This is a genomic window from Dactylosporangium sp. CA-139114 (genome assembly GCF_050955725.1).
Classification (GTDB): Bacteria; Actinomycetota; Actinomycetes; order Mycobacteriales; family Micromonosporaceae; genus Dactylosporangium.
The window spans coordinates 5,012,298-5,025,658 of the sequence record NZ_CP192080.1 but is presented as its reverse complement, the minus strand read 5'-3'; the positions used below and the strand labels follow the sequence as shown (position 1 = coordinate 5,025,658).

Annotated in this window: 1 protein-coding gene; it reads right to left on the bottom strand. The window is 75.3% G+C overall.

Going from position 1 to position 13,361, the window contains the following annotated elements; all coding sequences use genetic code 11:
- Positions 1 to 11: 11 nt before the first annotated feature.
- Positions 12 to 13,346 carry a type I polyketide synthase gene (locus tag ACQP2P_RS22440; protein ID WP_433619213.1) on the bottom strand — a complete coding sequence of 4,445 codons (13,335 nt, stop codon included), beginning with the start codon at positions 13,344 to 13,346 and terminating at the stop codon, positions 12 to 14.
- Positions 13,347 to 13,361: the final 15 nt, after the last annotated feature.

Here is a 13,361-nt window from a genome sequence, read left to right as displayed (position 1 = left end):
CGGCGGTCCGTTCAGGACAGGCCGAGCGCGTTGTCCACGAGGTCGAACAGTTCCTCGTTGCTGGCGACCCGGAGGGTGTCGACGGCCTCGGCGCCGCCGTCGGCGGGCTCGGCCGCGGTGAGCCGCTGCAGCAGGCTCTGCAGGCGCAGGGTGACCCGCATCCGGCCGAGGTCGTCCTGCGGGCGGCGGCTGAGCATGTCCTCGAGGCCGTCGAGCTCCTCGGTCGTCGGCAGCGTCTCGTCCCCGCCGCCGTCGCCGAGCTCGGCGCGCAGGTGCTCGGCGAGGGCGATCGGCGTCGGGTAGTCGAAGACGATCGTGGTGGCCAGCCGCAGCCCGGTGGCGGCGGCGAGCCGGGCCCGCAGCTCGACGGCGGTGAGGGAGTCGAAGCCGACCTCGCGGAACGGGCGGCTGCGCTCGAGCTCGTCGGCGCGCTCGTGGCCGAGGACCCCGGCCGCCGCGGTGAGCACCAGGTCGACGAGGAGGCGGGCGCGGTCGGGCTCGGCCAGGCCGTCGAGGCGGCGGCGCAGGTCGGCGCCCGCGTGCTCGTCGGGTCCGTCGGGGCCGTCGCGGTCGGCGGGGCCGTCACCGGCCTCGGGGATCAGGCTCAGCAGCGGCCGCGGGCGGGCCGAGGCGTAGATCGGGGCGAAGCGCGGCCAGTCGACGTCGGCCACCACGAGCGTGGGGTCGTCGTGGGCGAGGGCGTCGTGGAGTACCGAAACCGCCGCCTCGGGATCGAGGAGCCGCACGCCCCGGCGGGCCATCTCGGCTCCGGTCGGCTCGTCGATCATCCCGCCGCCGCCCCACGGGCCCCAGGCGACGGAGACGGCGGGGATGCCCTCGGCGCGCAGGCGCTCGGCCCAGGCGTCGAGGAACGCGTTGCCGGCCGCGTAGGCGCCGTGCCGGCCGACGCCCCACACGCCCGCGACGGAGGTGAAGTAGACGACGGCCTCGAGGTGGTCGCGGTCGATGAGCTCGTGCAGGTTGCGGGCGCCGGCGAGCTTCGCCGCGGTCACCTCGGCCAGCTCGCCGACGGGCACGTCCGCGACCGGGGTGAGCCGGGCGACGCCGGCGGCGTGGACGATCGTGGTGATGGTCTCGCCGTCGCGGCGCAGGCGGTCCGCGAGCGCGGCGACGGCGCCGCGGTCGGTCACGTCGCAGGCGAGGACGCGGACCGTGGCCCCGGCGGCGGTGAGGCGTTCGGTGAGCTCGGCGGTGCCGGGCGCGTCGGGGCCCTGGCGGCTGACGAGGATCAGCCGTTCGGCGCCGTTGCCGGTGAGCCAGCGCGCGGTGTGGGCGGCAAGGCTGCCGCTGGCGCCGGTGATGAGGGTGGCGCCGGTCGGCCGGAACGGGCGGGTCGCCTCGGCCGACGTGGTCGCCCCGGCGCGGACGAGCCGTCGCGTGTGGACGGTGCCGGGCCGGATCGCGGTGTGCTCGCGGTCGGTGGTGAGCGTGTGGGCGAGCTGCGTGACGGCGGCCGGGGTGAGCTCGGCGGGCAGGTCGACGAGGCCGCGGTACAGGTGCGGCCGCTCCAGCGCCGCGACGTGGCCGAGGCCCCAGGTGGCCGCCTGGTCGGCGTCCGGCGGCAGGTCTTCGGGGCCCGTCTTGACCGCCTGCTGGGTGCAGAGCCAGACGGCGACGGGCTGCCGGAGGAGCTCCAGGTTGGCCGCGAGGCCGGCGGGGAGGTGCGGGTGGCCGGCGTGCGGCGAGGTGTCGAGGGCGAGCAGGGAGACGACGGCGGTCGGCTGGAAGTCGCCGAGCGCGGCTTCGAGGTCGGTCGTGGCCTCGGCCGCGGCGCCGTGCTCCCGCAGGCCCTTGGCGATCTGCTCGGCCGTGTCCGTGGTGGCCGGGGTGTGCACGAGCAGCCAGCGGTGCCCGGCGGCGTCGGCGCGGGCGGCGGGTTGCTCCGCGGGCCAGGTGATCCGGTAGCGCCACGGCCGCGTCTGCTCGGTGTTGCGCAGGCGGGTGAGCGCGGGCAGGACCTCCCGCAGGGGCTGGTCGGCGTCGAGACCCCGCAGCAGCTGCCAGAGTCCGTCGTCGGCGCCGGTCGGCGGCTTGATGGTCGGCCAGTAGCGGCGGCGCTGGAACGGGTAGGTCGGCAGTTCGGGGAGGCGCCCGCCGGGCTTGAGGATCCGCTCCCACGGGATCGCGACGCCGTGCGCGTGCAGGCGCCCCAGCGCGTCCGCGATGGTCGAGCCGGGCCGCATGACGGGGACGGCGACGACTTCGTCGGCGTCGAGCATCGGGGTCAGCACCGCATCGGGCCCGATCTCCAGGAACGTGTCCGCACCGTGCCCCCGCACGAACGTGACGGCGTCGGCGAACCGCACCGTGTCCCGGGCGTGCCGCACCCAGTACTCCGCGTCGAACTCCGTGATCAGCTCGCCGGTCACCGTGGACACGATCGGGATGCTGGGCGCGTGGAAGGTCATCGCCGCGACCTCGGCCCGGAGCGGCTCCAGCATCGGGTCCATCAACGCTGAGTGGAACGCGTGCGACACCGTCAGCCGCTTGGTCCGGAACGGCAGGTCCAGGGCGTCGAGCACGTCGGCCGGCCCGGAGAGCACGATCGACTCCGGCCCGTTGACCGCCGCCACCGATACCCCGTCCGGCAGGATCTCGGGGTGTCCACCGACGGCCAGCATCGCCCCACCGGCCGGGAGCGCCTGCATGAGCCGCCCACGGGCCGACACCAGCCGGCACGCGTCCTCAAGCGACAGCACCCCGGCCACATAGGCCGCCGCGATCTCGCCGACCGAGTGCCCCATCACCCACGCGACCGGGACACCCCACGACCGCAGCAACTCCGCCGTCGCGATCTCGACCACGAACAGCGCCGCCTGCGTGAACACCGTCTGCGTCAGCCGCTCACCATCGGTGAACATCACCGACTGCAGACCATCCGGCAACAGCTCGCACGCACGATCGACCACATCGGCGAACACCGGGAACGCCTCATACAGCTCGCGGCCCATCCCGGCCCGCTGCGCGCCCTGGCCCGAGAACATCCACACGACACCGCCGCGCTCCCCCGCGCGCGTGCCCTCGACGGATCGCAGCCCGGCGAGCAGTGCCGCCTTGTCGCGGCCGGTGACCGCGGCGCGGACGCCGAGGTGCGAGCGGTGGACGGCCAGTTCCCAGGCGGGGTCGGCGCCGGAGGTCTCGGCCCAGTCGGCGAGCTGCGCGGCCCGGGCCTTGAGTCCGGCGGCGTCGGCCCCGGAGATCAGCCACACGCCGTCCAGGGTGCCGCCGCTGCTCCCGGCCGGCGGCTCGGTCGCGATCGGGGGCGCTTCGAGGATGGTGTGCGCGTTGGTGCCGGAGATGCCGAACGACGACACGGCGGCGCGGCGCGGGCGGCCGTTGTCGGGCCAGGCCCGGGCCTCGGTGAGGATGGACACCGCGCCGGCCGACCAGTCCACGTGCGGGGTCGGCTCGTCGACGTGGAGCGTTCGCGGCAGGATGCCGTGTTCGAGGGCCTTCACCATCTTGATCACCCCGGCGACACCGGCCGCGGCCTGGGTGTGCCCGATGTTCGACTTCACCGACCCGATCCACAACGGCTCCCGCCGGTCCCGGCCGTAGGTGGCGATCAACGCCTGGGCCTCGATCGGGTCACCGAGCCTCGTCCCGGTGCCGTGGGCCTCCACGACGTCCACGTCGGCGGCGTCGAGGCCGGCACCCGCCAGGGCCTGCCGGATCACCCGCTGCTGCGCCGGGCCGTTCGGGGCCGTCAGACCGTTCGAGGCGCCGTCCTGATTGACCGCGCTGCCGGCCACCACCGCGAGGATCGGGTGCCCGTTGCGCCGCGCGTCCGACAGGCGTTCCACGAGCAGGACGCCGACGCCCTCGCCCCAGCCGGTGCCGTCCGCGCCCGCCGCGAAGGACTTGCAGCGGCCGTCGCCGGCGAGGCCGCCCTGCGCATCGAACTCCAGGAACGCCCCCGGCGTCGACATCACCGTCACACCACCGGCCAGAGCCAGGTCGCACTCCCCGTTCCGCAGCGCCTGGACGGCCAGGTGCAGCCCGACGAGCGACGACGAGCACGCGGTGTCGACGGTCACGGCCGGCCCCTGCAGCCCGAACCAGTAGGCGAGCCGCCCCGACACCACCGACGCCGAGTTCCCCGTCGCCTGATAGCCGTCGACCTCGGCCCCGGCACCCAGCAGCAGCGTCCCGTAGTCCTGGCCGTTGGTTCCCATGAACACGCCCGTCAGCGAACCCTTGAGCCCGTCCACCGGCACCCCGGCGCCCTCGAAGACCTCCCAGCAGACCTCCAGCAGCAACCGCTGCTGCGGATCCAGGGCCAGGGCCTCCCGCGGCGAGATGCCGAAGAACCCGGCGTCGAACTCGGTGGCGCCGTCCAGGAATCCGCCGACCCGGGCGAAGTCGCCGCTGAGCCCGTCCCACCCGCGGTCCGCCGGGAACCCGCCCATCGCGTCGCGGCCCGCGTCGACCAGGTCCCACAGGTCGTCGGCCGAGCGCACGCCACCCGGGAAGCGGCAACCCATGCCGACGATGACGATCGGCTCGCCGTCGACGGCGACCGCGGCGCGGACCTGCTCGTCCGCGGCCCCACCGGCCAGGAACCCGGCCAGCTCCGCGACCGAGGGGTGGTCGAACACGACCGTCGAGGACAGCTCCACCCCGCACAGCCGCGCCAGCCGGTCCCGCAGCTCCACCGCGGCCAGCGAATCGAACCCCAACTCCCGGAACGGCCGCCGAACCCCGACCGCATCCACCCCGGCATGCCCGAGCACCGCCGCGACCTCACGCCGGACCAGACCCACCAGCTCGTCCCGCGACCGCCGCACCACCACCGCCGACGACACCGGCGCCTCGACCGGCGCCACCACGTCGAACAGCCCGCCGACGCCGACCGCCCGGAATGCCTTGGCCAGCACGTCCCAGTCGACGTCGGCGACCGTGAGCAGCGGCTCGGCGTTGACCAGGCGGCTCAGGCCGGCGACCGCGGCGCCGGGATCGAGGAGGGCGAGCCCGCGCCGGTGCAGCCGGGCCGCGGACTGCTCGTCGGCCATGCCGCCGTCGCCCCACGGCCCCCAGGCGAGCGAGGTGGCGGCGAGCCCGCGGCCGCGGCGGAGCGCGACGAGCGCGTCGGCGGCTGCGTTCGCCGCGGCGTACGCGCCCTGCCCCGCGCCGCCCCACACGCCGGCCGCCGAGGAGAAGACCACGAACGCGTCGAGCCGCCGGTCGCGGGTGACGGCGTCGAGGTTGACGGCGCCGGTGAACTTGGGGCCGAGCACGGCGGCGAGCTCGTCCTCGGAGAGGTCCTGGACGGCGGTCGGCGCGCCGGGCACGCCGGCGGTGTGCACGACGGCGGTGAGGTCGTCGATGCCGCCGGTGATGCGGGCGAGGGCGTCGCGGTCGGTGATGTCGCACGCCTCGATGTCGGCCGCGCCGTGGGCGCGCAGGCCGGCGAGGAGGTCTTCGGCGCCGGGGGCGTCGAGGCCGCGCCGGGACAGCAGGACCACGCGTGCGGCGCCCGCCTGGAGGGCCCAGCGGGCCACGCGGGCGCCGAGGGCGCCGGTCCCGCCGGTGACCAGGACGGTGCCGGAGGGTGTCCAGGTGGGCTCGGCGGGCAGGGTGGCGCGGGTGAGCCGGGGGGCGTACGCCTTCCCGCCCCGGATCGCGACCTGCCGCTCGCGGCCGTCGGCCAGCACGGCGGCGATGCCGCCGTCGCCGTCGAGGTCGATGAGGCCGCCCCAGCGTGAGGGCTGCTCCAGCGCGGCGACCCGGCCCAGGCCCCACACGACCCCGGCCTCGGCGTCGGTCACCACGTCATCCAGCACGTCACCCGCGTCGACCGCGACGGCCCCGCGGGTCACGCACCAGACCTTGGCGGCGCTGTCGCCGCGCAGCTGGTCCAGGACGGCCCCGGCGGAGGGCTCGACCAGCACCACGCCGGCGAGACCGTCGAGGTCCGCCGGCTCGGTCTCGACCGTGGCCCCGGCCGCGCGCAGGTCGGCGGCGACGGCGTCACCGGGTTCGAGGACCAGCCACCGGCCGGTGAGCGCCGCGGTGGACGTGGGCAGCGGGGTCCACCGGACGCGGTACGCCCACGAGTCGACCTTCCCGGTCCGGCGCGCCGGGGCGGGCCAGAACCGCTCCCGCTGGAACGCGTAGGTGGGCAGCCCGAAGACGGGTCGCCCGGCGCCCCCGGCGACGGCCTTCCAGTCCACGTCGACCCCGGCCACGAACAGCTCGGCGACGGCCCGCAGCAGCGTCTCGGACTCGTCGCGGTTCCGCCGCAGCGACGCGACGACCACGGCATCGTCCCCGTGCAGGTGCGGCGCGAGGATGGCGTCGGGCCCGACCTCGACGAACGTGTCAACGCCCTCGGCGCGCATCGCGGCCACATTGTCGGCAAACAACACCGTGCCCCGCACATGCCGCACCCAGTAATCGGCGTCGAACTCGCTGATGAGGCCACCGGTCACGTTGGAGACGATCGGGATCTGCGGCGGATGGAACGTGACGGTGTCGAGGACCGCGCGGAACTCCTCCAGCATCGGCTCCATCAACGCGCTGTGGAACGCATGCGACACCCGCAGCCGACTCGTCCGAACACCTGGGAACTCGGGCAGCAGCTCGGCCGGGCCCGACAACACCCAGGACGACGGCCCATTGATAGCAGCCACCGAAACGCCCTCGGGCACGTCCTCGACCGGAGCGCCGACCGCCAGCATTCCCCCACCCGAAGGCAGGGCCTGCATCAACCTCGCCCGGGCCGCCACGACCTTGCAGGCGTCCTCCAGCGACCACACCCCGGCCACATACGCCGCGGCCAGCTCGCCGATCGAGTGACCGCCGACGACCGACGGCCGCAAGCCCCAGGCCTTCAACTGCTCGTACAACGCGACTTCGATCGCGAACAACGCCGGCTGCGTGACCTCCGTGTCGTCGATCCGCTCGTCCGGCAGCTCACCGAAGTGCGCACACACCTCGGCGTAGACCCGGTTGAACACCGGGAAGTCGAGCGTGGAACCCATCCCGGCCCGCTGGGCGCCCTGGCCCGAGAACAGCACCCCGACCCGGCGGGCCGCGGCAACACCCGTCACCGGCTCGCCCGGCAACAGCACCATGCGGTGATCGAAGGTGGCCCGCGACAGCAGCGAACGCCCGACATCAGCCAGGCTCAACTCCGGATGCGCGTCCACGAACGCCGACACACGCGCGGCCGACTCCCGCACCGCCTCGGGCGAACGAGCCGACACGACCAGCGGCACCAGGGACGCCGCGACGGGCTCCGGTTCCGGCTCCTCGAACGCCTCCAGGATCACGTGGGCGTTCGTGCCGCTGATGCCGAACGACGACACGGCCGCCCGGCGGGGGTGCCCGTTGACCGGCCACGCCTGCGGCTCGGTCAGCAGCGACACCGCGCCGGCCGACCAGTCGACGTGCGGGGTCGGCTCGTCCACGTGCAGGGTCCGGGGCAGCACGCCGTGGCGCATGGCGAGGACCATCTTGATCACACCCGCGACACCCGCGGCGGCCTGCGTGTGGCCGATGTTCGACTTGACCGAGCCGAGCCAGAGCGGCTTTTCGCGGTCCTGGCCGTAGGTGGCGAGCAGGGCCTGGGCCTCGATCGGGTCGCCGAGGCGGGTGCCGGTGCCGTGCGCCTCGACCGCGTCCACGTCCGACGGGTTCAGTCCGGCGCCGGCGAGCGCCTGGCGGATCACCCGCTGCTGCGAGGGACCGTTCGGAGCCGTCAGCCCGTTCGACGCGCCGTCCTGGTTCACGGCGGAGCCCCGCACGACCGCGAGCACCGGGTGCCCCAGCCGCCGCGCGTCCGACAGACGCTCCACCAGCAGCACGCCGACGCCCTCGGACCAGCCCGTGCCGTCCGCCGCCCCCGCGAAGGACTTGCAGCGGCCGTCGAAGGAGAGGCCGCGCTGCTTGGAGAACTCGACGAACGTGCCCGGCGTGGCCATCACGGTGACGCCGCCGGCCAGGGCCAGGTCGCACTCGCCCTGGCGCAGCGACTGGGCGGCGAGGTGCAGGGCGACCAGCGAGGACGAGCAGGCGGTGTCGATGGTGACGGCGGGGCCCTCGAAGCCGAAGGTGTACGCGATGCGGCCGGAGACGACGCTGCCGGAGTTGCCGGTGCCGACGTAGCCCTCGACGCCGGCGGGGGCGTCGAGGAGCTGGGAGACGTAGTCGTGGTACATCACGCCGGCGAAGACGCCGGTGCGGGAGCCGCGCAGGGTGGCCGGCTCCAGGCCCGCCGACTCCAGGACCTCCCAGGACGTCTCCAGCAGGAGCCGCTGCTGCGGGTCCATGGCCAGGGCCTCGCGCGGGCTGATGCCGAAGAACTCGGGGTCGAAGAGCGCGGCGTCGTAGAGGAAGCCGCCGAGCTGCGTCGAGCTCGCCCCGTCGCGCAGCTGTGCCAGGTCCCAGCCGCGGTCCGTGGGGAACTCGCCGATGCCGTCGCCGCCGGTGCGCAGCAGGTTCCAGAGGCCCGCGGGGTCCTGGACGCCGCCCGGGTAGCGGCAGGCCATGCCGACGATCGCGATCGGGTCGTCGTCGGTGGCCCGGCGAAGGGCGACGACCCGCCCGGCCTCGGCGCCGGTGAGCCGGTCGAGGACGAAGCCGGCGAGCAGCAGCGGGTTCGGGTAGTCGAACACGACCGTGGCGGGCATCTGCAGGGCGGTCGCGGCGGTGAGACGGTTGCGCAGGTCGACGGCGGCGAGGGAGTCGAATCCCATGTCCCGGAAGGCCCGGTCGAGCACCACGGGCTCCGGGTCCGGGTAGCCCAGGACGGTGGCGACCAGGGCTCGTACGAGACCGACGACCACGTCCCGGGCCTCGTCCCGCGGCAGTCCGGCGAGCCGGGTCCCCCAGTCGCCGCTCGCGCCCCCGGCGACGGCCCGGCGGGGCGCGGTCCGGCCGACGAGGGGCCGCAGCACCTCGGGGACGCCGGCCAGGCCCCGCAGCGCGTCGAGGTCGAACCGGGCGGCGACGAGCAGGGCCGGGGCGCCGGCCAGGGCGTCGCCGAGCATCGCGAGCCCGGTCCCGGCGTCGAGGGCGGCGGCACCGGTGCGGGCGAGGTCGGCGCCCATGCCGAGGTCCCAGAGCCCCCACGCGATCGAGACCGCGGGGAGCCCGAGCGCGCGCCGGTGGGCGGCGAGCCCGTCGAGGAAGGCGTTGCCGGCCGCGTAGGCCGCCTGCCCGGGGCTGCCGACGACCCCGGCCAGGGAGGAGAACAGCACGAACAGTCGCAGCGGATGGTCGCGGGTCGCCTCGTGCAGCCACCACGCCCCGGCCACCTTCGGCGCCAGCACCCGGCTCACCCGCTCCGGCGTCAACCCCGTGAACACCCCGTCGTCGAGGACGCCGGCCGCGTGCACGACACCGACCAGGTTCGCCATGCCGGCCACCAGCTCGAAGACCGCGTCCCGGTCGGTGACGTCGCACGCCACGACCCGCGCCCCGGGCACCTCACCACCACGCCGCCCGACCAGCACCACCTCACCGGCACCACACACGTCCACCAGCCACCGCGCCACGACCCGGCCCAGCGCACCCAGCCCGCCGGTGACCAGCACCGTGCCACCGGCCAGGTCCACGGCACCGGACGGCGACGAGGACCGGGTCAGTCCCGGAACGAGCACCGCACCGTCGCGAACCCGAACCTCGCCGAGCCCGGCCGCGACCACACCACCGAGCACTTCCGCGGCGGCGTCACCGGAGACCAGCACGATCTGGCCCGGGTGCTCCGCGGCCGCCACGCGCAGCAGACCCCACACCGCTGCCGCGCCCAGATCATCCGGCTCCGCCACGACGACCAGACGACCAGACCCCGCCAGCACTCGCCCCGCGACCGACAGCGCCTCGCCGACCAGCGCGTCCACCGCCCCCGGGACGGACGCGTCGCCGATCGGCGGCACCCGCCACACCGTCACGTCCGCGTCCAGCGGCGCGGGCGGGACCTCGCGCGGCTGCCACGCGACCTCGTACAGGTCCCGGCGGGCGGACGACCCGGTGGTCACCGCCCGCAGCACCACCCGCTCGATCGACACGACCGGCTGCCCGGACTCGTCGGCCGCGAGCAGCTCGAAGCCGGCGGCGGCGGTGCCCCGGATGCGCACGCGCAGGGCGGCGGCGCCGGTCGCGTGCACGCGGACCCCGGCGAAGACGAACGGCAGGCCCGCGTCCGGGTCGAGCCGCCCGATCGGGTGCAGCGCCGCGTCCAGCAGGGCCGGATGGACCGCGAACGACCCCGGGTCGTCCACCGCCACCTCGGCGAACAGCTCGTCCTCGCCGCCGCGCCACAGCCGCCGGAGTCCCTGGAACGCCGGCCCGTACGTCACCGCCGCCCGCGAGTACCAGTCGCCGACCGGCACCTCGTCGCCCGGCGTCCACGCGAACGAGACCTCGCCGGCGGCGACGCCCAGCGTGCCCTCCGCGTGCCGGACCCACTCGTCCTCGGCGTCGGGCCGCGACGAGATGGTCACCGCACGGCGACCGGACGCGTCCGCCGGCCCGACCCGGACCTGGACCGCGACCCCGCCCGCGGGCGGCACGGCCAGCGGCGCGACGAGCGACAGCTCCTCCACGACGGCGGCGCCGACCTCGTCGCCGGCCCGGACCGCCATCTCGGCGAGCGCGGTCCCGGGCACGACCACCACGTCCCCGATCGCGTGGTCGGCGAGCCACGGCTGGGCCGCGAGCGAGAGCCGGCCGGTGAGCAGGACGACATCGTCCTCGGCGACGCGCAGCGCCGCGCTCAGCAACGGATGCCCGACCACCCCGAGCCCGGCCCCGGCCAGGTCCCCGACGCCGCCGGCCGACTCGAGCCAGTAGCGCTCGTGCTGGAACGCGTACGTCGGCAGCTCGACGGTCCGTCCCCCGGCCCCGGCGAACACCGCGTTCCAGTCGACCTCGACCCCGGCCACGAACAGCTCGGCGACGGCCCGCAGCAGCGTCTCGGGCTCGTCGCGGTTCCGCCGCAGCGACGCGACGACCACGGCCTCGTCCCCGTGCAGGTGCGGCGCGAGGATCGCGTCCGGCCCGACCTCGACAAAGGTGTCGACACCCTCGGCGCGCATCGCGGCCACGTTGTCGGCAAACAACACCGTGCCACGCACGTGCCGCACCCAGTAGTCGGCGTCGAACTCCGCGATCAGCCCACCGGTGACGTTGGAGACGATGGGGATCTGCGGCGGGTTGAAGGTGACGCCTGCCAAGACCTCGCGGAACTCGTCCAGCATCGGCTCCATCAACGCCGAGTGGAACGCGTGCGAAACCCGCAGCCGACTCGTCCGGACCCCCGGGAACTCGGGCAGCAACTCGGCAGGACCGGACAGCACCCACGCGTTCGGCCCATTGATCGCCGCAACCGAAACACCCTCGGGCACGTCCTCAACCGGAGCGCCGACCGCCAGCATCCCGCCACCCGGCGGCAGGGCCTGCATCAACCTCGCGCGGGCCGCGACCACCTTGCACGCGTCCTCCAGCGACCACACCCCGGCCACATACGCCGCGACCAGCTCACCGATCGAGTGACCACCGACCACCGAAGGCTGCAGACCCCACGCCCTCAACTGCTCGTACAGGGCGACCTCGATCGCGAACAGCGCCGGCTGGGTGATCTCCGTGTCGTCGATCCGCTCGTCCGGCAGCGCACCGAAGTGGGACCGCACCTCGGCGTACACCCGCTGGAACACCGGGAAGTCACGCAGCCCGGAACCCATGCCAGCCCGCTGGGCGCCCTGGCCCGAGAACAGCACGCCGACCGTGCGACCGGTGGCGACGCCCGCGACCGGGCCGCCCGGCAGCATGACCAGGCGGTGGTCGAACCGGGCCCGGGCGGCAATCAGCGAGTGGGCGGCGTCCACCCGGCGCACGTCCGGATGGGAGTCGAGAAACGCGGTGAGGCGCTCGGCGTACGCGTGCGCCGACGCGGCCGAGCGCGCCGACACCACCAGGGGCACGACCGGCAGCGGCGCGTCCGCCGGGGCGGGCTCCGGCGCGGTCTGCGGCGGGGCCTCGATGACGACGTGGACGTTGGTGCCGCTCACGCCGAACGAGGAGATCCCGGCCCGGCGCGGGCGGTCCGCGGCCGGCCACGGGCGGGCCTCGGTGAGCAGGGACACCGCGCCCGCGGTCCAGTCGACGTGCGGGGTGGGCTCGTCCACGTGCAGCGTGCGGGGCAGCACGCCGTGGCGCATCGCCATGATCATTTTGATGATGCCGGCCACGCCCGCGGCGGCCTGGGTGTGGCCGAGGTTGGACTTGATCGAGCCGAGCCACAGCGGACGGTCCTCCGGGCGGTCCTGCCCGTAGGTGGCCAGCAGCGCCTGGGCCTCGATCGGGTCGCCGAGGACCGTGCCGGTGCCGTGCGCCTCGACGGCGTCGACCTCGGCGGTGGACAGGCCGGCCCCGGCGAGGGCCTGGCGGATGACCCGCTCCTGCGACGGGCCGTTCGGGGCGGTGAGCCCGCTGCTGGCGCCGTCCTGGTTGACCGCGCTGCCCCGCACGACGGCGAGGATCGGGTGGCCGAGGCGCTCGGCGTCGGAGAGGCGCTCGACGACGAGCATGCCGACGCCCTCGGACCAGCCGGTGCCGTCCGCGGCGCCCGCGAAGGACTTGCAGCGGCCGTCGGGGGCGAGGCCGCGCTGACGGGCGAACTCCACGAAGGTGCCCGGGGTCGCCATCACGGTCACACCGCCGGCGAGGGCGAGGTCGCACTCCCCCTGCCGCAGCGCCTGGACGGCGAGGTGCAGCGCGACGAGCGAGGAGGAGCAGGCGGTGTCGACGGTGACGGCCGGGCCCTCCAGGCCGAAGGTGTAGGCGACGCGGCCGGAGTGGACGCTGCCGGAGTTGCCGGTGCCGAGGTAGCCCTCGACGCCGGCGGGGACGTCCATCGCGCGGGAGACGTAGTCGTGGTACATGACCCCGGCGAAGACCGCGGCGCGGCTGCCGCGCAGGCGGGCCGGGTCGAGGCCGGCCGACTCGAAGGCCTCCCAGGACGCCTCCAGCAGGAGCCGCTGCTGCGGGTCCATGGCGAGGGCCTCGCGCGGGCTGATGCCGAAGAACGCCGGGTCGAAGTGGGCGGCGTCGTGCAGGAAGCCGCCGTGGCGGACGTAGGTGGCGCCGCTGCGGTCGGGGTCGGCGTCGTACAGGCCGGGCAGGTCCCAGCCGCGGTCGTCGGGGAACCCGCCGATCGCGTCGCCGCCCTGCGCGACGAGCCGCCAGAGGCTCTCGGGGTCGGTGACGCCGCCGGGGTACCGGCAGGACATGCCGACGATCGCGATGGGTGCGTTCCCGCGGGCCTCGAGCTCGCGCAGCCGGCGCTTGGTGTCGCGCAGGTCCGCCGAGGCGCGCCGCAGGTAGTCGAGGAACTC